The organism is Kitasatospora sp. NPDC052896 (assembly GCF_044547075.1).
Classification (GTDB): domain Bacteria; phylum Actinomycetota; class Actinomycetes; order Streptomycetales; family Streptomycetaceae; genus Kitasatospora.
Genome location: NZ_JBITZU010000009.1, coordinates 124,160 through 143,604, shown reverse-complemented (window position 1 = coordinate 143,604; position 19,445 = coordinate 124,160). Strand labels below are relative to the sequence as shown.

General features: G+C 73.3%; 14 protein-coding genes. 11 read left to right on the top strand and 3 right to left on the bottom strand.

Annotated elements, in window-relative coordinates:
• The first annotated feature begins 175 nt into the window (after positions 1-175).
• The 4 genes from ACIGXM_RS20425 (at position 176) to ACIGXM_RS20410 (ending at position 5,360) form a co-directional block, all read left to right on the top strand.
• Positions 176-2,401 (top strand): alpha-galactosidase, encoded by a 2,226-nt coding sequence (locus tag ACIGXM_RS20425; RefSeq protein ID WP_396562809.1) that lies wholly within the window; start codon positions 176-178, stop codon positions 2,399-2,401.
• Between the two features lie 308 nt (positions 2,402-2,709).
• Positions 2,710-3,867: a serine hydrolase domain-containing protein gene (locus ACIGXM_RS20420; RefSeq protein WP_396562807.1), complete on the top strand. Its 1,158-nt coding sequence runs from the start codon at positions 2,710-2,712 to the stop codon at positions 3,865-3,867.
• 342 nt (positions 3,868-4,209) lie between these two features.
• Positions 4,210-4,692, top strand: a complete 483-nt coding sequence (locus tag ACIGXM_RS20415) for an inorganic diphosphatase (protein ID WP_396562806.1) — start codon at positions 4,210-4,212, stop codon at positions 4,690-4,692.
• Positions 4,689-5,360, top strand: coding sequence for a SixA phosphatase family protein (locus ACIGXM_RS20410; RefSeq protein WP_396562804.1), 672 nt, complete (start codon positions 4,689-4,691; stop codon positions 5,358-5,360). Before ACIGXM_RS20415 ends, ACIGXM_RS20410 begins: the two co-directional genes overlap by 4 nt.
• Before the next feature lie 100 nt (positions 5,361-5,460).
• On the opposite strand, the gene ACIGXM_RS20405 is transcribed toward ACIGXM_RS20410, so the two are convergent.
• A complete protein-coding gene (locus ACIGXM_RS20405; protein ID WP_396562802.1) occupies positions 5,461-6,111 on the bottom strand; it encodes a TetR/AcrR family transcriptional regulator in 651 nt (216 codons plus the stop codon).
• A gap of 132 nt (positions 6,112-6,243) precedes the next feature.
• On the opposite strand from ACIGXM_RS20405, the gene ACIGXM_RS20400 reads away from it, so the two are divergent.
• Positions 6,244-7,278, top strand: a complete 1,035-nt coding sequence (locus ACIGXM_RS20400) for a medium chain dehydrogenase/reductase family protein (RefSeq protein WP_396562800.1) — start codon at positions 6,244-6,246, stop codon at positions 7,276-7,278.
• Here the strand turns inward: ACIGXM_RS20400 and ACIGXM_RS20395 are convergent.
• Positions 7,275-8,417: a PP2C family protein-serine/threonine phosphatase gene (locus ACIGXM_RS20395; protein WP_396562798.1), complete on the bottom strand. Its 1,143-nt coding sequence runs from the start codon at positions 8,415-8,417 to the stop codon at positions 7,275-7,277. The genes ACIGXM_RS20400 and ACIGXM_RS20395 overlap by 4 nt on opposite strands.
• A 598-nt stretch (positions 8,418-9,015) precedes the next feature.
• On the opposite strand from ACIGXM_RS20395, the gene ACIGXM_RS20390 reads away from it, so the two are divergent.
• Positions 9,016-9,561 carry a hypothetical protein gene (locus tag ACIGXM_RS20390; protein WP_396562796.1) on the top strand — a complete coding sequence of 182 codons (546 nt, stop codon included), beginning with the start codon at positions 9,016-9,018 and terminating at the stop codon, positions 9,559-9,561.
• 135 nt (positions 9,562-9,696) lie between these two features.
• Positions 9,697-10,458: a class I SAM-dependent methyltransferase gene (locus ACIGXM_RS20385; RefSeq protein WP_396562794.1), complete on the top strand. Its 762-nt coding sequence runs from the start codon at positions 9,697-9,699 to the stop codon at positions 10,456-10,458.
• A 397-nt stretch (positions 10,459-10,855) separates the two neighbouring features.
• On the opposite strand, the gene ACIGXM_RS20380 is transcribed toward ACIGXM_RS20385, so the two are convergent.
• A complete protein-coding gene (locus ACIGXM_RS20380; RefSeq protein WP_396562792.1) occupies positions 10,856-12,199 on the bottom strand; it encodes a hydrolytic protein in 1,344 nt (447 codons plus the stop codon).
• Positions 12,200-12,426: 227 nt separating this feature from the next.
• On the opposite strand from ACIGXM_RS20380, the gene ACIGXM_RS20375 reads away from it, so the two are divergent.
• The 4 genes from ACIGXM_RS20375 to ACIGXM_RS20360 all read left to right on the top strand — a co-directional run bounded on the left by ACIGXM_RS20375 (position 12,427) and on the right by ACIGXM_RS20360 (position 19,317).
• Positions 12,427-13,167: a LuxR C-terminal-related transcriptional regulator gene (locus ACIGXM_RS20375; RefSeq protein ID WP_396562790.1), complete on the top strand. Its 741-nt coding sequence runs from the start codon at positions 12,427-12,429 to the stop codon at positions 13,165-13,167.
• A 128-nt stretch (positions 13,168-13,295) separates the two neighbouring features.
• Positions 13,296-16,484, top strand: coding sequence for a hypothetical protein (locus ACIGXM_RS20370; RefSeq protein ID WP_396562788.1), 3,189 nt, complete (start codon positions 13,296-13,298; stop codon positions 16,482-16,484).
• On the top strand, positions 16,481-17,188 hold the full coding sequence (locus ACIGXM_RS20365) for a DUF4255 domain-containing protein (RefSeq protein ID WP_396562786.1): 708 nt from the start codon (positions 16,481-16,483) through the stop codon (positions 17,186-17,188). The genes ACIGXM_RS20370 and ACIGXM_RS20365 overlap by 4 nt, the downstream gene beginning before the upstream one ends.
• Entirely contained in the window at positions 17,185-19,317 is a 2,133-nt protein-coding gene (locus ACIGXM_RS20360; RefSeq protein WP_396562784.1) for an ATP-binding protein, read from the top strand. Before ACIGXM_RS20365 ends, ACIGXM_RS20360 begins: the two co-directional genes overlap by 4 nt.
• Positions 19,318-19,445 lie beyond the last annotated feature (128 nt).

The window sequence follows — 19,445 nt, the reverse complement described above, 5'->3', positions numbered from 1 at the left end:
GGTGCGATCCGTTGACATGGCCGCCGCACTGCGCTGTCATGTGTGCTAAGTCGTTTGATTCTGTCCGAACCTGATGACTCTTCGGACTGTTCTGTCGCAGCTCGTGCTGCGGTTCGGCACCATGGCGGTGCCCGCGGCCGCGGGTGCCCGCGCCCACCCATCCCACGGAGGACAGTTGTCCAGATTCTCCACGGCCGCGAGGCGGTTGTTCCGTCCCGTGCTAGCCCTGGCGCTCGTCGCGGCGGCCGCGCCGGCGGCCCTGCTGTCGGCCTCCCCGGCCCGGGCCGAGGCCAACGGCGTGGCGCTCAGCCCCCCGATGGGCTGGAGCAGCTGGAGTTACCTCCGGCAGAATCCGACAGAAGCGAACATCGAGGCCGAGGCCAAGGCGCTCTCCACCAGCGGCCTGCTCTCGCACGGCTACCAGTACGTCAACATCGACGACTTCTGGTACCTCAACCCCTCCACCACGGTGGACTCCTACGGTCGTTGGGCGACCGACCCGAGCCGTTTCCCGGACGGCATGGGCGCGGTCGGCAGCTACGTCCACGGCCTGGGCGAGAAGTTCGGGATGTACCTCACTCCGGGCATCCCGGTCGCCGCCTACAACCAGAACACACCGATCGCGGGAACCTCCTTCCACGCCCGGGACATCGTCTCCAACACGACGAGCTACGAGACCAACTACAACTTCGGCTCCGGCTCGATGTACTACATCGACTACGCCAAGAACCCGGTGGCGGCCCAGGCCTTCCTCAACTCCTGGGCGGACCAGCTGGCTTCGTACGGAGTGGACTACCTGAAGATCGACGGGGTGGGGGACTGGGACGTTCCCGACATCCAGCACTGGTCGCAGGCGCTCAACCAGACCGGCCGCCCGATCCACCTCGAACTCTCCAACTCGCTCGACGTCAACAACGCCTCCACCTGGCAGAGTTACGCCAACGGCTGGCGGATCGACGGCGACATCGAGTGCTACTGCGGCAGCTCCTCCTACCCGCTGACCAGTTGGAGCCGGGTTGCCAGCCGGTTCGGCGACGCGCCGCAGTGGACCTCCTACGCCGGCCCCGGCGGCTGGAACGACCTGGACTCGGTCGAGGTCGGCAACGGCGCCAACGACGGACTCACCACCGACGAACGGCAGACCCAGCTCACCCTCTGGGCGATCGAGGGCGCGCCGCTGCTGCTCGGCACCGACCTCACCAACCTGGACAGCGGTGACCTCGCGCTGCTCGACAACGACGAGGTGATCGGCGTCGACCAGGCCGGCCACCCGGCCTCCCCGGTGGACCGGCTGACCCAGCAGCAGGTCTGGGCCGCTCCGAACGGTGACGGCAGCTACACCGTCGCCCTGTTCAACCTCGGGGACAGTCCGGCCGCCGTCACCGCGCGCTGGTCGGACGTCGGCTTCAGCGGCTCGGCCGCGGTGCGCGACCTGTGGAGCCACACCGACCTCGGCAGCGCGAACGGCACCTTCTCCGCCACCCTCCCCGCGCACGGTAGCCGACTGCTCCGGGTCACCCCCGCGGCCGGCACGCACTACACCGCGCTGCACTACCAGCTGGTCAACTCGGCGACCGGCCAGGCCCTCGACGTCAGCGGCGCGGCCACCGGGGACTACGCCGCCGTGGTGCAGCAGCCGGTCGGCGGCGGCGCCGACCAGCAGTGGCAGCTGGTGCCGACCGGTGACGGGTACTACAAGATCGACAACGTCAACAGCGGCCTGCTGGTGAACATCCCGGGTGGCACCACGGTGAGCGGCACCCCACTGATCCAGTACCACGACGACAACGCCGCCAACTCCCAGTGGCGACTGACCCCGGACGGCAACGGCGGCTACGCCGTCACCGCCCGCTCGGACGGCCAGGCGCTGGACCTCGCGGGCGGCTCCGGCGCCGGAGCCGGCGCGGCCGCCGTCCAGTCCACCGCGAGCGGTGCGGCGAGCCAGCACTGGCGGCTGGTCCCGCTGCCCGTCCCGGGCGCGCAGTACAAGCTGGTCAACGCGGCGAGCGGTGGGCGGATGGACGTCAACTACGACTCCACGGCGGACGACGCGGCGGTCCTCCAGTGGGAGGACAACGAACGGCCCGACCAGCTCTGGACGTTCAACGCGCAGGGCAACGGGGTCTACACCGTGGTCAACGCCAACAGCGGCAAGCTGCTCAACATCCCCGGCCCGACCACCGCGGAGGGCACCCAGCTGATCCAGTACCACGACGACGGCAACAGCAACTCGCGCTGGACGCTGGTCGACGCCGGACCCAACCGGATCCAGCTGCGCAGCGTCTACGACGGCCTGCTGGTCGACCTCGACAACAGCTCGCTCTCCGACGGCGGCGTGGTACTGCAGTGGCACGCCGACGGCGGCACCAACCAGCTCTGGTCGCTGGTCCCGCCGTCCTGACCCGGCGGTGTGCGGGCGGGCGGGGCGGCTGCCGTCCCCGCCCGCCCCTCCGCCGGAGCGTGCTGGTCCTGGGGCGGGAGCCGCCCGAGTCGGACCCGTCCGAGCGGGAATCCCTGGTGCGGGGATCCGCCGTCAACCACTGACGCGGGACCGGTCGAGCGGGTCACGACCGGCCCGGGGAGCCGCCCGTCCGGGGCTCCGCCTCCGGTGCCCCCGCCGGCCGGTGCGGTGGGCGGGAATAGCGGTGTGTGGCGCGCTGCTTGAGGTGACCTCAGGGATTTCGCGCACGTTGGTGTGAGGAGTTGGACATGCGGTCGGGAGTTGCGGTGCGGGGTACGGTCGCCGAGGGGTTCGAGTCGGTTCGCGAGGAGTTCGCGGCGGTCGCCGCCGAGCAGGGGGACGACTACGCGGGCCAGTTGGCGGCCCACGTGCACGGTGAGCGGGTGGTGGACCTGTGGACCGGGCCGGACTTCGGCGCCGACACGCTCACCGGGGTGTTCTCCGCCACGAAGGGCGCTGCCTACCTGGTGGTCGCGCTGCTGGTGCAGGACGGGGTGCTGGACCTGGATGAGCGGGTGAGCCACTACTGGCCCGAGTTCGCCGCCGAGGGCAAGCAGGAGGTGACCCTGCGCCAGCTGCTGGCCCACCGGGTCGGGCTGGTGGGCGCGGACGCGGGCTTCACCGTCGAGGAGTTGGCGGACGACGAGGTGATCGCCGCCCGCCTCGCCACCCAGCGTCCCTACTGGCGTCCGGGGACGGCGTTCGGCTACCACGCGCTGGTGATCGGAGCGCTGACCGGCGAGGTGGTGCGTCGGGTGACCGGGCGCGGCATCCAGCAGCACTTCGAGGAGCGGGTGCGTGCCCCCTACGGCCTGGACTTCTACCTCGGACTGCCGTCCGCCCTGGAGGACCGGTTCGCGACCACGCTGCCCATGCGGCCCACGGCGGAGCAGGAGGCCCAGTTGGCGGCGGCTGCGACGGGCGACCAGAGCCTGACCGGGATCGCGTTCAACCGCAACCACCCCAAGGCACCGGCGCTGGAGGAGTTGCCGAATCACCTGGTGGTGCGGGCCAAGGGGCCGGCCTCGGTGGGCGGCGTGGCCTCCGCGCGGGGGATGGCCGGGATGTACGCGGCGGCGGTCAGTGGCGGTGACGGGCTCGGGCCGCTGTTGAGCGCGCGGACGGTGGCGCTGTTCGGGCAGATCCACTCGGTCGGCTACGACGTGGTGACTCGCGACCACAACGCCATCGCACTCGGTTTCCTCGCGGTGGACGGCAGCTACCCGGGCCTGGGGCAGGGGGCGTTCGGGCACAGTGGTGCGGCCGGCCAGCTGTCCCTCGCCGATCCGCGCTCCGGCCTCGCCTACGGCTACAACCGCCGTCGCTTCGCCTTCCCGGGCGGTGCGGCTCCGGAGAACGCCCGCCTGGTCGCCGCCGTCCACGCGGCGGCCACCGCGGCCCGCTGACCCGCCGCGCCCGTCCCCGCGCCGGAGCGCCCGCTCACCAGGGAGACCTGGTCCGTGGCGGCCGGCCGTGGGACGGGCCGGGCGCCACCCGGTGGCCGCCCCGCCGATCGCGCCGGTGGCGCGCGTGGCACGCCGTTCGGCGGCGTGGCGGTCGTTGGCCGCGGCCTCGGGTGCGCCGTACTGTGGCAACGTCGTACGGCGGTGGGGCTTGCCGTGAACCGCGGCTTCGAGCCGACAACAGTCCCTACCTTGACCGGTAGGTGGACTGTGTCCGTGTGATCATCGTGGACCGTCTCCCGGCCCGGTCGCCAGCCACAGCACGGGCGCCGAGGAGAGGCAGCGATGGAGTTCGACGTGACGGTGGAGATCCCGCAGGGGTCCCGCAACAAGTACGAGATGGATCACGCGCTGGGGCGGATCCGCCTGGACCGGATGCTGTTCACCTCCACGCGCTATCCGGCCGACTACGGCTACATCGAGGGCACCCTCGGTCTGGACGGGGATCCGCTGGACGCGCTGGTCCTGGTCGGCGAGCCGACGTTCCCGGGTTGCACGATCCACTGCCGGGCCCTGGGCATGTTCCGGATGGGTGACGAGCAGGGCGAGGACGACAAGGTGCTGTGCCTGCCGGCCGAGGACCCGCGGCTGGCGAAGTTCCAGGAGATCGACGACGTCCCGGAGCACGACCGGATGGAGATCCAGCACTTCTTCGAGGTGTACAAGGACCTGGAGCCCGGCAAGTCGGTGCGGGGCGCGGACTGGAGCGGCCGGGCCGCCGCCGAGGCCGAGATCGAGGCCGCCCGCCGGCGCCTGTCCGGCAGGTGAACGGCGGGACCGTCGCCGCCCCGTGCGGACGTGACCGTGCCGACCAGCAGGAACGCGACCGGGCGCGGAACGGTCCGGACGCCACCGACGACAGCTCCGGGCCCGGCGCGCCCACCACGGCCGGGGCCGTCCGTGCCGGATCCGAGGTCCACGCGGCGCCGTGCCGGCGGCTGGTGGTGTTGCGGCACGCCAAGTCCGCCTGGCCCGATGTGCCGGACGAGGAGCGGCCGTTGGCCGATCGGGGGCTGCGCGACGCCCCGGCGGCCGGCCGCTGGCTGCGCGAGGCCGGCATCCGTCCGGACGCGGTGGTCTGCTCGCCCACGCTGCGCACCCGGCAGACCTGGGAGCTGGTCTCCGGTGAACTCGGGGCGCCACCAGAGCGGTTGGTGTTCGACGAGCGAGTCTACGGCGCGGGCGGGGCCCGCCTGCTGGAGGTGGTGCGCCAACTGCCGGACGAGTGGCGGTGCGTGCTGCTGGTGGGGCACCAACCGGGCGTGCAGGAACTCGTGTTGGCGCTGGCCGGTGACGTCGGGGGAAAGGTGGCGCGGAAGTTCCCGACCGCGGGGATCGCGGTCCTCGCCCTGGACGGACCGTGGGCGCGGGCGGTCGAGGGAGCGGCCCGGCTGAGCGCGTTCGTCGCACCCCGCGGCCAGGCCGGTCCCGGGTGAGTGCCGCCCGGGTGGGCCGGACGGCGGGGTGCGACGAACGCGCTCCCGGGAGAGAGCCGGTCGTTGACCGCCGTGGGTGCGGCGGGTCCGCGTCGTGCTGTCAGTGGTTGGCGAGGCTCTCCGCCTCGGCGTTGTAGAGCTCCGTGGGATCGAGTCCCATACCGGTGAAATGGCCCGCGAGTTCGAGGGACAGGACGCCGTGGAGGCGGGTCCAGAAGGCGAGAGAGCGGCGGAGCGCCGCTGGCGGGGCCTGGTGTTCGCCTGCCCAGGACCGGTGTTCGGCCAGGTGCTCGTCGAGGGGTGTCGCCGGGGGGGCGGGTGGCTGCTCGGCGGCGCAGGTGTCGAGCAGGACGGCCATGATCTCGGAGGTGATCCGGGTGGTGTCCTCGGGGGCCTGGTACCCGGGCACGGGGGTGCCGTAGACGAGGAGGTAGCGCTGCGGGTCGTCCAGGGCCCACCGGCGCAGGGCGTCCGCCAGCCCGGCGAGGTCGGAGCCGGCCGCGGCGCGGGCGCGGAAGGTGTCGGCGAGGCTGCGGTAGGCGTCCCTGATGAGCTCGGTGATCAGCTCGTCGCGGTTGGCGAAGTACCGGTAGAGGGCGGGCCCGCTCATCCCCATCCGCTTGGCGATGGCGTTGAGGGAGAGGGCGGACGCCCCGGCGGTGGCGATCTGCTCCCAGGCGTGCCCCTTGATCTCCTCCCGCACCTGGGAGCGGTAGCGCTCCCGGGGGGTCCTCGTGTCCGACTCGGCCATGCCCGCCTCCAGACCTCATGACTACAACATCTACATCTAGTTAGAGGCTATCACCATCCTTCTTGACTCTCACTCGAGAGTGCTGTTACAACTTCTAGCGAAAGCAACAGCGTCTACGAAAAGGGGATGGTCATGAAGACCGAACGCCTCGTCCAGGTCGTTCTGCCGGGCATCGTGGCTCCGGAGGGCCTGGAGATCCGCCATGACGCCGTGCCGGTGGCCGGCCGGGGCCAGATCGTGATCGCCATGGAGGCGAGCGGCGTCTCGTTCGCCGAGCAGCAGATGCGCCGCGGGCGGTACTACGACCAGCCGCCCTTCCCGTTCGTGCCGGGCTACGACCTGGTGGGCCGGGTGCTGACCATCGGCGAGGGCGTCGATCCGAGCCTGGTCGGGCGGCGGGTGGCCGCGCTGGTGAAGGTCGGCGGGTGGGCCAGCCACGTACTCGTCGACGCCGACGACGCCGTGCTCGTCCCGGACGGCCTCACGGCGGCGGAGGCGGAGACCGTGGTGGTCAACGGCATCACCGCCTGGCAGATGCTGCACCGCCGGGCGCGGGTGCGCGCCGGGCAGACCGTGCTGGTGCACGGCGCCAGCGGCGGGGTGGGCTCCGTCCTCGTGCAGCTGGCCAGCGCGGCCGGTGCGAAGGTGATCGGCACGGCCTCCGCCCGGCACCACGACGCCCTCCGCGAGCTCGGCGTGATCCCGGTCGACTACCGCGCCGGAGACGTCGCGACCCGGGTCCGGGAGCTGGCGCCCGGCGGGGTGGACGCCGTCTTCGACCACGTCGGCGGCCGGAGTGTCATCGACTCCTGGCACCTGCTCGCCCCCGGCGGCACCCTGGTCGCCTACGGCAGCGCCTCCACCCGCGACGACACCGGCTCCAAGCAGCGGCCCGTGCTGAAGATCCTCGCCCGCACCTGGCTCTGGAATACCCTGCCCAACGGCCGCCGGGCCTACTTCTACAACATCTGGGCCGGCCGGGCGCTGAGCAGGACCCGCTTCCGCGCCCGCCTGCGCGCCGACCTCACCCAGGTGTTCGCGGCCCTCCGCGGCGGTGACATCACCGCCCGCATCGCCGTCCAGCTCCCGCTCACCCGCGCCGCCGAGGCGCTGCGCCTGGCGGAGTCCGGCACGGTCAGTGGCAAGGTCGTCCTGACCCGCGACTAGCCGCTCCCCGTGGTCGAGTCCCGTTCGCCCCTGGTCGCGTGACGTTCGATCGCGATCATGGCTGCGTCGTCGCTGAGTCGTCCGCCGACGTAGCTGACCAGGTCGTCGCAGATATGGCCGAGGAGCGCCTTGGCATGGCAGCGGGTGAGGGTGGTGAGCCGTTCGGTGAGGGGGTAGAAGGCTCCGAGGGCATTGCGGGCCTCGATGACGCCGTCGGTGTAGAGCAGCAGGGTCTCGTCGGCACGGAAGCCGAAGGTCTCGAGGTGGTAGGTGGTTTCCGTGAGCATGCCGAGGCCCAGTGGGGGCGCGGGTTGGCTGGCGTCGAGCGTCACGACCTCGTTCGCCCGCAGGAGCAAGGGGGGCGGGTGTCCGCAGGTGATGCTCCGCACGACGGGCTCGTCGTCGGGAACGTCGAGGATCGTGGCGGTGACGAACGACTCCCTGGCCTCCTCGGGTTCCGCGGCCTCCCTCATGTTGCTGCGGATGCTCCTGTCCAGGTAGGCCGCGAGTTCCGGCAGAGTGGCCTGCTCGCGGGCCGCGTCCCGGAACGTGCCGATGAGCAGGGCGGCGTCGCCGACGGCGGTCAGGCCCTTGCCCCGGACGTCGCCGATGATCAACCGTGTCCCCGTGGGGGTGCGCACGGCGGCGTAGAGGTCCCCCCCGATGTGTGCTTCGTCCTCGGCGGCCAGGTACACGGAGACCAGGCGCAGCGGCCCGAGCCGGTGGGGCAGGTCGGGCAGCACGGCGAGTTGCGCGGCCTCGGAGACCGTTCGCACCTGTACCAGTTCCAGCTGGTGCCGCTTCGACAGGTAGCGGGCGGCCGTGCAGAACGCCGAGGTCACGATCAGGGCCACCATCTGCGGTGGGGATGCCGACTGGCGTACCGCGTAGATGGACGAGAGGGCCGCCACGGCAGCGGCCGCGACCAGCCCGGTGAGCCGGGGACTGGCGTACCAGGCGGTGACCACGGGGATCATGATCAGCAGGTCGCCCAGATGAATGGAGGCGGTGAACGAAAGATCGGTGAGCGTGATCGCCGCGATGACCAGGAAGGGCGTCGTCGCCAGCACGGGATGGGGCTGCCGCACGCCGCCCGGGCGAGCCAGCAACCGCAGGTCCCCGGTCTCTCGCTGCACCATGCATACCTACGGAGTGTCACCGTCGCGAAATCCTCCGCACCCGGCAGTTCGCCCGGTCTGGATCTCGATAGGTCCCATTCTGGGCACGAGTGCGTTCTCCCGCAGCAGGGGCCGCGCGGCGCACCTGGAACGGGCGACGACCGAGGTGCTGGGGAAGCCCGGCGGGCGCGGCGACCCCCGCCCCGGACAGTCTCCCCGCGGCCCTTCCCGCGCTCCTGGGGACGCCGTCCACGTTCGCCCGGCCAGGGGGTCGGGGCAGCACCTCCCTCCCGAACGGTCGGCCCGACCTGCCGGGCCCCGAAGGTCGTGCCGTCCGGGCGGCACGACCACCTGTGTCCACTCGCACGTGCTTCCGTCGGGACCGGTGAAACACCCGTCGACCTGATCGCGGCGACCCGCCCGGGGGTCGACGACCGGCTCCGCCGCCGCCCCGCGGTACCGCCCCCGCGCCGCGTCAAGGCGGACCGGATGGCCAGAATCCGGCGTCATCAGGCCAGTCGGATGCCGAACATCCGTTCCAGCAGCAGGAGTTGGTGTGGGTCTGCTAATCGTTGGACGGCCCCGCGGCGGGCCGATCGTCGAGCAGAAAGGCACCACCATGCCTCTTCGCAGAGCACTGTCAGCCACCCGCGTCGCCGTCACGGTCGCCGCCGTGGCCGTGGCGGCCCTCGTCGCTCCCGGCACCGCGACGGCCTCGGCCAAGGCGCCGGTCCTCGCCCTCACCACTGCGGACGTCCAGGCGGCACGGACGGTCGTGCACCCGGACGCCTTCACCAACTGCACCGTCAGCACCACCGGGAACATCGCCCTCACCCCCGGCACCAGCCTCGCCCAGGGCGTCAACCTCTGTTCCGGCAGCTACGAGCTGGCCATGCAGACCGACGGCAACCTCGTGGTCTACGGCCCCAGCGGCGCGGCGCTCTGGTACAGCGGCACGGTGAACCCCGGGACCACCGTGGCGGACGCGCAGACCGACGGCAACTTCGTGGTCTACTCGGGCAGCACCGCCCTGTGGAACTCGCGCACCGGGGGGAACCCCGGCGCCTACGTGTGCTTCCAGACCGACGGCAACCTGGTGGTCTACAAGCCCGACAACGGCCAGTACACCTGCGGCGGCGGCTACCTGTGGGACGCCGCCAGCTGAGCGGTCCGACCCGCACCACCTCGCGGCCCACTCGTCCCGCCCCGCGGGCCCGCCCGGGCCCGCGGGGCGGGACGACGCGTCGCTCCGGTCGATATCCGGTCGCCGATCCGCGGACCGGGCTGGGACGATACGGGTATGGCACGCACATTCGAGGATCTGGTGGCGGAGGCGGAGTCGGCCCCGGTGGAGGGTTGGGACTTCTCCTGGCTCCGGGGGCGAGCCACCGAGCAGCGCCCGTCGTGGGGCTACCAGGGCATGATGGGTGAGCGGATGGCGCGGGCCTCGGCCGCCCTGGACATCCAGACCGGTGGCGGGGAGGTGCTGGCCGGGGTGCCGAAGCTGCCGCCGTTGGCGGTGGCCACGGAGTCCTGGCCGCCGAACGTCGCCAAGGCCACCCGGCTGCTGCATCCGCTGGGGGTGCTGGTCGTCGCCGACGAGGACGAGCCCCCACTGCCGTTCGGCGACGGGGCGTTCGACCTGGTGGTCAGTCGACACCCGGTCACCGTCTGGTGGGAGGAGATCGCCCGGGTGCTCCGGCCGGGTGGCACGTACTTCTCCCAGCAGGTCGGCCCGGCCAGCGTCTTCGAGCTGGTCGAGTACTTCCTCGGCCCGCAGCCGGAGGAGGTGCGCCGCAGGCGCCACCCCGACGACGCCCACCGGGCGGCCGTGGCCGCCGGGCTGGAACTCGTGGACCTGCGCTCGGAGTCGCTTCGTACCGAGTTTTTCGACGTCGGCGCGGTGATCTACTTCCTCCGGAAGGTGATCTGGATGGTGCCCGGCTTCACCGTCGACCAGTACCGCGACAGGCTGCGGCAGTTGCACGACCGGATCCGGAGCGAGGGCCCGTTCGTCGCCCACACCACACGGTTCCTCGTCGAGGCCCGCAAGCCCGCCTGACACCGGCCCGCCGCCCGCGGCGGACGGTGCGCGCCCCCGCTCCCGCAGTGCCACCGGCAGCTCAACGGCGCAACGCTACAACGGGACCGGTGGAACGTCACCGGCACCGAGGGGCAGCCTTCGCGGTCCGCGAGGGCCACCCCGACTGTCCCGCGAGGGCGAACCGATCGGTCTCGTGCGACCACGCGTTGTTGTTGACGGTTCCACAAACCGGCCATGGTGTCCATCATGTGTTGACACGGGCATGGTGTAGGCCAAGGGACGAGAGGGATATGGTGACAGCAGAGATGAACCGGTCGGTGCCGAGGAGGGGGACCGGGTGACATCTCAGGGGCATCCGGCGGAGGCTTCCGGGCGGGCGGCTGCCCGGGGAGGGAGGGCCGCCCGGCACACCGTTTCAGTTTCCCGGTTCGAGATCGCTCAGTTCCCCGCTGACGTTGAGCAGTTCGTGGCACGAGGACGCCTGCTTCCCCGAGGCCGGGGTGCCCGGCTGCTGGCAGGTCACGTTCGCCGTCACCGTCTGGTTCTCGGGAACCTCGATGGGAGTCACCCAGTGGTAGTCCTGGTTGCGGAAGGTCTCCAAGGCGATGGTGGTGATGGTCTGATCGCCGAACTTGATGGTCAACAGCCCCTGGTCGCCTTGGAAGTTGGCGATGACGATGTCGGTGATGCCGAAGACCTTGCCCTGCGGAACCTGGTAGCTGCCCACCGTGGAGGCGCCGCTCGCGGTCTGCACGTCGATCGTCGCGGAGCTCTGCTGGCCGGTCCCCGGCACCGCCGAGCCAGGGCCGCCGTTGCCGCCGCCACCACCGTTGTTCTGCGGCCCGCTCCCCGGCCGCGCCTGGCCGCCGGTGCCGCCGCCGGACGAGCGGGGCGAGGCCGCGCCGGCGCCGGGCGGCGCGCCGGGAGTGGCGCTCTGCTGGGCGACGGCCTGTTCCGCGGCCTGTTTGGCGGAGCTCTGCACGGCCGGGCGCACCAGGGCGAACCAGGCCAGCAGCAGCGCGATCAGTGCCGCGAGCAGCGCGAGCAACCACCTGGGGAAGATCGGGAGCTGGACGAACTCGCCGTCCAGCACGTGCCGTTGGCCGGCTGTCGGGGGTCGGTCGCCCGGCTTGCCCGCGGTCCTGCCGTCGATGTCCTCGTCCTGGCCGACGGCGACCTCGAAGGGCCAGGTGACCGGTTTGCCGAACCAGATCAGCTTGCGGGTGCGGGCCTGCACCCGCACCTCGCCGGACTCGCCGGGTTCGAGGCGCAGCCGGCCCGCGGTGACCCGGAACCGCAGGTCCTCGCCGGTCTGCCCGGGGGTGAACGTCACGGTGCCGGCAGCGTTCCCCAGGTTCCGGGCCGAGGCCCGGTAGCGCGCGCGGAGCCAGCCGCGGCGACGGCGGGGAGCGAGCGCGGCGCGCAGCTCGTGGAACGGCGTCACGGTGACCGTGGTCTCCGGAACGGTCACCAACTCGGGGCGCTCGGCGGGCAACACCCGTATGCCGAGTGGGAATTCACCGGCACGCACCTCGGGGGAGCGGGGCGGCGCGAGGCGGACCGTCACCGTCTCGGACGTCCCGGGGTAGAGGGAGACCCGGGCCGGCTCGACCGTCGTCCACGGTGCGCAGTCGCCGACCACCTCCAGCGAGTACGCCTCAACGATGTCGGTGTCGTTGCGTACCGTCAGGGTCGTGGTGGCCACCCCTCCGGGCGCCACCGTCAGTGCGGGCAGGCCGAGTTCGGCGGATGTGGGCATAGCGCGACGGTAGGGCCGCCGGACGTCCCGGGGAGAGAGCCGCGCGGGCAAGCCGCGGGCACACCCCTTGCCCGCGCGAACAACCCCGCCCTGCCCGGCCCGGTTGCCGCGGGCCGCTCGAGACGCGCTCCACGCTCCACCCAGGCTCACGGCCGGCCCCGCGATGTGGCAGCCGGTCGTCATCACCACACCTCCACTGGCGCCGCACAGGCAGAACGGAACGGTTGATGACGTCGATCGAGAGAATCCATGAGGCAGCCACGACTCATCACGCGGCTGTGGCAACGCAGTTGGGCGGTGCCCGAGTCCCCGGCCGGGCCGCCTCCGCCGAGCTGCGCGGCGATCCGAGCCGGGTGCTGGTGGCGGTGTACGCGGAGGACATCATCCTGCAGACGGGCGTCGTCCAGCAGCTGCGGCAGCGGCCCGAGGTGGAGCTGCTCACCGACGACGAGGTCGCGAAGGCCCAGGTCTCCCTGATGGTGGTCGACGGCCTGAACGACGCGGTGGCCGACCACCTGCGCCGGCTGCGGCTCGGCACGTCGGGCCGGATCGGGTTGGTGGTGGGCCACTTCGAGGCCGGCGGGTTGCAGACCATCATCGAGTGCGGTGTCGCCGCCGTGCTGCGCCGGTCGGAGGCGGACCAGGACCGGTTGGTCCACCTGATCACCGCATTGGCCAACGGTGAGGGCGTGATGCCCGGGGACCTGCTCGGCGAGCTGCTCGACCGGGTCGGAAGCATCCAGCGCACCATGCTCGACCCGCGGGGGCTCACCCTGTCGACCCTGACGGCCCGGGAGGCGGAGATGCTGCGACTGGTCGCCGAGGGCCTCGACACGAGCGAGATCGCGGCGCGGACCTCGTACTCCGAACGCACCGTCAAGAACGTGCTGCACGAGGTCACCACGCGGCTGGGCCTGCGCAACCGGGCGCACGCGGTGGGGTACGCGATGCGCCGCGGTCTCATCTGAGGCCCCGGCGCGGTGGGTTGCCCTTCGGGGACACAGGTTGTTACCCCCGTCTCGGGTGCCCGGGGTCTGTCCCCGGGCCCCCGGGACGGGGAGACTGCCGGGAGCACCGCCCGTCTCGGCATGTGAGGTTGAGCGTGAACGGCGCCACCGGCACTCCCCGCTCCATCCGGCGGTCGGCCCGCGCCGCCGTCGCGGTACTGCTGTCCCTGGCGGCGGCCGTGGTGACGCTCGGCGCCGCGAACTCCGACGGGCAGGCCGGGGCCCGCGGTCCGGCGGTCGGCGGACCCGCCCCGGCCGCCGGTCGGATCGTCTTCGCCGGCACGGACCACCGCAGCCTGGCCCAGGTGACCGGTACGGGGACCAGCACACCGCTGTTCGGACCCGGCCCCGCCCACTTCGACGAGGACCCCTCGGCCCGCGGTGGCCAACTGGTCTTCACCAGCCTGCGGGACGGCCCACTGCCCCAGGTGTACCTGCGCGACGCGTCCGGCGGGGTGCACGAGCTGACCACCGGCATGGACGCCGCCGACCCGACCCTGACCCCGGACGGCAAGGCCGTCGTCTTCGACGCGCTGGAGCCCGGTGGACCCGGCGGCAAGTCCCAGCGGGTCCTGTGGGTGATCAACAGCGACGGCACCGGGTTGCGCCGGCTCACCGACGGTACGGCCGACGAGACGAACCCGACGGTCTCGCCCGACGGCCAGTGGGTCGCGTACACGTGCGACGGCGACCCGGCGCACACCCAGATCTACCTGCGGCCGTTGGCCGGCGGTCCGCCGACCGAAGTCACCCGGGTGACCACCGGCAACGCCGTCGACCCGGCCTGGAACCCGGTGAACGACGACGCGCACCGTGACCAGATCGTCTACACCTGGGACCAGGGCGGCGAGCGCGGCCCACAGCTGATGCTCACCTCGCCCGGCGGGGGTGACCGGCCGTTCTTCCCCGCCACCGGCTCCACCTGGCAGACCGGGTCGGCCGCCTGGCTGCCCGACGGCAGCGGGGTGCTCTTCCTCAGCCCCAACCAGCCCGACGGCTCCCTGACCTCGGTCCAGAACGTCTACCGTGCCCCGACCTGCTCCTGTACCCCGCCCCAACTGGTCTACAGCGACAACCGGTTGATCGCGACGCCGACCTGGCTGGGCGGCCAGACCGACGGCGGGCCCGTGGTGTCGCAGACCAGCGCCGCCGCCGCGAACACGGCCGACCTGGAGGACGTCCGCCCCGACGGGGGCGACCCGCGCGACCTGGGCGTCAGCGTGCTGACCGAGGACCCGGCCGCCGACACCAACACCAACCCCGACCCCGCCGCCGACCCGCTGTTCCACCCCCGCCCGGGCTACGACCCCTGGTACGAGCGGCAGGGCTACACGCCCGACGGCCGGCAGATCGTGGTGACCCGCTACGAGGACTCGCCGGCCGGCCGGATCGAGCGGATCTGGCTGACCGACGCCGACGGTTCGAACCCGCACCCGATGAACCTCGCCGGGCGCGGCCCGAACGACTGGGACACCGACCCCACCTTCTCGCCGGACGGCAAGCTGATCGCGTTCAGCAGGACGTCTCCCGGCGGCGCCCAGGGGCAGTCCGGACCGGGGCGGATCATGATCGCCCAGGTGTCCACCGGCGCGATCGTGGGCACCGTGGAGCCGCCGGCCGGCCAGGAGGGCGCCTCCGACACCGAACCCTTCTGGTCCCCGGACGGCAAGCTGATCGCGTTCAGCAGGACCGAGGTGATCAACGGCAACGCCGGCAACATGCACGTCTGGACCGTGCCCGTCGACGACCTCGCCCAGCAGACCGACCTGAGCCGGGCGGCCTGCCCGGGCGCCTGCGACGTCATCGACGACAGCCCGGTGTTCTCGCCGGACGGACAGCGCATCGCCTTCAACCGCAAGGGCGGTGACGGCGGGGACAACCAGCAGGACGGCGTCCTGGTCATGTCGTCGAGCGGCAGCGGCTGCACGGTGGTCCTGCCCGCGGGGCTCAGCCAGGACACCAGCGCCTGTGACCGCCCGCTGCCGGACACCTCCACCACGGGCCCGTTCCAGCCCCGCGACGTCGCCTGGACGGCGAACGGCGCGCAACTGGTGCTGACCTCCCGCCGGGCCCTGCCGCCCGACTCGCCGGAGGGGCTGTCGGTCTACGACTTCGCCACCGGCACGCTCACCCCCCTGGACTGGCGGCTGCCGGGACGCCAGAAGGAGCCGAGCGTCCAGCAGTCCGTCGACCTGTCGCTGAGCGCGCCGGCCAGCACGCCCCCGGTCCACCCCGGCGGCAGCACCAGTGTGGCGATCACCGTGACCGACAAGGGCCCCGCGCCCTCGCCCGGCACCGTCCTCACGGCGTCGGTGCCGACGGGCGCCCGGCTCGACGGACTGACCGCCCCGGTCGGGCAGTGCGACGCGGCGGCCCTGCGCTGCGACCTCGGCACCCTGGCGCCGGGCGCGGTCGTCCAGGTCACCGCCACGCTCGTCGGCACGGAGGTTGGCCAGCAGCAGTTCGGCTGGAGCGTGGCCGGGACGGTGGTCGACCCGAACCCCGAGGACAACGCCGCGCAGACGATCCTCCCCGTCGCGGCCGCACCGCCCCCCTCGTCGGCACCGCCCACCACCTCCGCACCCCCCTCGCCACCGCCTCCCACGGCCACACCGCAGGCGCTCCCCGCGCCGCAGGCCGGCCCGGGAGTGTCGGTCGGCGCGCAGCCGGATCCCGGCTACGTCGGCGGCCGGGTGACCGTCAGCTACACGGTGCGCAACACCGGTCAGGCCCTGGCGACCGGCCTGCACCTGTCGCTCGGCCTGCCCGCGGGCGTCCCCACCGAGCCCCTGCCACCCGGCTGCACGGGCGGAGTCTGCGAGCTCGGCGACCTGTCCCCGGGCGGCACCGAGGTGGTGCAGGTGGTGCTGTCACCCGACGCGGCGCTGCGGACCACCGTCACCACGGTGCTGACCACCACCGGCACCGACGCCGACCCGGGACCGCACGTGGCGAGCACTCCGCTGCGCGTCCTCCAGCCCCGCATCGTCGCAGTGCCGCCGATCGGCAAGCCCGGCTTCGTGACCTCCGTGCGCGGCGTGGACTTCCCGCCCGGCGTGCCGGTGCGGTTCACCTGGCAGCCCGGCATCACCGCGGCCGCCGCGCCCACCTACCCGAGGGCCGACGGGACCTTCGCGGGCCAGCTGCTCATCCTCCCCAAGGACGAGACGGGCCCGCGGACCATCACCGCCAGCGGACCCGGGTTCTCCCCGGTGACCTGCCCCTTCCTGGTGGTGGAGGGCAGCATCGGCCCGCCGGGGGAGGTGGAACGGCGGTGATCCACGAGGTCGACGAGGCGCTGCGGCTGCTGCTCGTCGAGACCGGCCTGCCGGAGCGCGGGGTCGAGCTGGTCTTCGACTCGCCCACCCGGGAGTGGGCCGCCCGGCGCAACGCCCCGACGGTCAGCGTCTTCCTCTACGGGATCCGCGAGGAGACCGCCCGCCGGCAGGCCGGTGCCGTCGAGGAGCACGACGCGGACGGCCTGGTCGTCGGCCGGCGGGCCGCGCCCCGCTGGTTCGAGCTGGCCTACCTGGTGACGGCGTGGACCAATCGGCCGCAGGACGAGCACCGGCTGCTGGCGGAGGTGCTGCAGTGCCTGACGACCGTGGACGCGCTGCCCGAGCGGGTGCTCACCGGCACGCTCGCCCGGCTCGGGCTCACCGTCGGGCTCGACACGGCCGGAAGCGGCACGGGCCTGCCGTCGGTGTCCGACGTGTGGTCCGCCCTCGGCGGCGAGCTACGACCCTCGATCGACCTCAGGGTGTTCGCCCCGCTGCCCGGCGGGCGGGGGCCCGTGGGGCCCCCGGTCACCGACGGGCTCGTGGTGCGCGCCACCGACACCACCGAGGACGTCGCGGGTTCCGGCGCCGGCCGCCGGCTGCGCTACCGCGGCGGCACGGATCCCGGCCCGGACGGCTTTGCGGCCCCCCGGGAGCGCCCGTTGCCGCCGGGCCGTCGGCACCGCGGCGGCCCGGCGCGGTGAGCGTCGACCTCGGGGCGGCCAGGAACGACCCGTCGGCCGGCCTCGACCACCTGTGGGACCGGCTGCGGCGCGTCGAACAGCGGGTCCGGTCCGCGGTCCGCGACCGCAGGGCCGGCGACCCGGACCCGGACGACCCGTACCGCGGCCAGTACCTCAGCCCGGAGGCGGTGGAGCGGATCCTGGCGACCTCCGCCCCGGTGGCCGGTGCCGGCGCGGGCCTCGGCGCCGAGCCCGCGCCACCGCCCGGTTCCCGGCTCGAGCGGCTCGCCGGCAGCTTCGGGCTGCTCCCGGTGGACCTCGAACTGCTCCTGGTGGCGATCGCCCCCGACCTCGACGCCCGCTTCGAGCAGCTCTACGGCTACCTCAACGACGACCTGACCCAGCGCCGCCCGACGATCGGGCTCGCGCTCGAGCTCTGCGGGCTGCCGGCAGCCGGAGCCGGCCGCTTCCGTTTCTCGGCGCAGGCGCCGCTGATCGCCGGTGGCCTGGTGGAGGTCACGGAGCCGGAGCGCCCGCTGCTCTCCCGGATCCTGCGGGTGCCCGACCGGGTGACGGCCCATCTGCTCGGCGACGACCAGTTCGACGGCGCGTTGCACGGGCTGGTCCGGCTCGGCCGGCCCGACGCCGAGGCGCCCGCGGAGCCGGCCCGCCGTCTGGGCGTCGCCGCGGCGGACGGCAGCGGACTGGTGTACCTGCTCGACCGGGGCGGCCACGCCGGTCTGCTGGCGGTGGACGCCCTCGTGGCCGGCGGCCGGCCGCCCCTGGTCGTCGACGCCGCCGCTCTCGTCGCCGCGTTCGCCGCCCGCCCACCGGAGGCCACCGTGCGCGCGCTCGCCCGGGAGGCGCGGCTGCGCGGCAGCGGTGTCGTGCTGGGCCCGCTGGACCGGCTCGAACCCGAACGCCCCGAGCGGGTCCGGCTGTTGCGCGAGCTGTGCGCGCGGCTCGCCGGCGTGCCGCTGGTGGTGCACGGCGGCCGGCCGTGGGATCCGGCCTGGGCACGGGAGAGCCCGGTGGTGATCACCGTTCCGCCACCGGACCCGCGGCAGCGCGCCGAGCAGTGGGCACGCGCGCTGAGTGCGGCGCAGGCCCCGCCGGGCGGCCCGGCGGGGCAGCCCGCGCGGGCCCCGCTGGGCGCCGAGTTGGCCGAGGCGATCGCCCCGTACCGGTTGGACCAGGAGCAGGTGGCGCGGGCCGCCGAGGTGGCGGTCAGGACGGCGGCCGCCCGCGGCCGCCCGGTGCGCGCCGAGGACCTGCGGGCCGCGGTGCGGGCCCAGAACGGGGCGGGGCTGGCCCGTCTCGCCCGCCGGATCGACCCCGCGGTCGGCTGGGACGATCTGGTGCTGCCCGAACCCACCGGGCGCCGGCTGCGCGAGCTCGTCCTGCGGGCCACCCACCGCGACCAGGTGCTCGGCCGGTGGCGGATGCGGCCGGGCGGCGGGCGGGGGCGCGGGGTGATCGCCCTGTTCGCGGGGGAGTCGGGCACCGGCAAGACGATGTCGGCCGAGGTGGTGGCCGCCGAGCTGGGCATGGAGCTGTACGTCGTGGACCTGTCCACCGTGGTGGACAAGTACCTCGGCGAGACGGAGAAGAACCTGGAGCGCATCTTCACCGAGGCCGCGCAGGTGAACGGCGTCCTGCTGTTCGACGAGGCCGACGCGCTCTTCGGGAAGCGCTCGCAGGTCAAGGACGCCCACGACCGCCACGCGAACGTGGAGTCGGCGTACCTGCTGCAGCGCATGGAGTCCTTCGACGGGATCGCGGTGCTGACGACCAACCTGCGCGCCAACCTCGACGAGGCGTTCACCCGGCGGCTGGACGTCATCGCGGAGTTCCCGCTGCCGGACGAGGAGCGGCGACGCGTCCTGTGGGACCGTTGTCTGGGCCCGCACCTGCCCCGTGGTGACGACCTCGACCTGGAGTACTGCGCGCGGCACTTCGAGCTCGCCGGCGGTTCCATCCGGTCCTGCGCGGTGACCGCGGCCTACCTGGCGGCCGAGACGGGCCGGCCGCTGGGCATGGCGCAGCTGGTGTCCGCGGTGGTCGCGGAGTACCGCAAGCTCGGCCGCCTGGTCCTGGAGGGCGAGTTCGGGCCGTGGCTGGGCGTCCTCGGGGACGGCGAGTGCGCCTGACCCCACCGGGGCCCGCCGCCGGCGCCGTCCCGCGGGGACCCGCGGCGGTGGCCGCCGGGGGCAGCGTCCCTGCCCCCGGTCTGGAACCCCGGGACATGTCCCCGGCAGGTGGTCGGGCAGCAGACTCG

What these genes read in the sequence shown, in the direction of transcription:
- ACIGXM_RS20390 (WP_396562796.1), top strand. Translation starts at nt 9,016, where the DNA reads ATGCCTCTTCGCAGAGCACTGTCAGCCACCCGCGTCGCCGTCACGGTC.
- ACIGXM_RS20380 (WP_396562792.1), bottom strand. Translation starts at nt 12,199, where the DNA reads ATGCCCACATCCGCCGAACTCGGCCTGCCCGCACTGACGGTGGCGCCC.
- ACIGXM_RS20405 (WP_396562802.1), bottom strand. Translation starts at nt 6,111, where the DNA reads ATGGCCGAGTCGGACACGAGGACCCCCCGGGAGCGCTACCGCTCCCAG.
- ACIGXM_RS20400 (WP_396562800.1), top strand. Translation starts at nt 6,244, where the DNA reads ATGAAGACCGAACGCCTCGTCCAGGTCGTTCTGCCGGGCATCGTGGCT.
- ACIGXM_RS20375 (WP_396562790.1), top strand. Translation starts at nt 12,427, where the DNA reads ATGACGTCGATCGAGAGAATCCATGAGGCAGCCACGACTCATCACGCG.
- ACIGXM_RS20420 (WP_396562807.1), top strand. Translation starts at nt 2,710, where the DNA reads ATGCGGTCGGGAGTTGCGGTGCGGGGTACGGTCGCCGAGGGGTTCGAG.
- ACIGXM_RS20415 (WP_396562806.1), top strand. Translation starts at nt 4,210, where the DNA reads ATGGAGTTCGACGTGACGGTGGAGATCCCGCAGGGGTCCCGCAACAAG.
- ACIGXM_RS20385 (WP_396562794.1), top strand. Translation starts at nt 9,697, where the DNA reads ATGGCACGCACATTCGAGGATCTGGTGGCGGAGGCGGAGTCGGCCCCG.
- ACIGXM_RS20395 (WP_396562798.1), bottom strand. Translation starts at nt 8,417, where the DNA reads ATGGTGCAGCGAGAGACCGGGGACCTGCGGTTGCTGGCTCGCCCGGGC.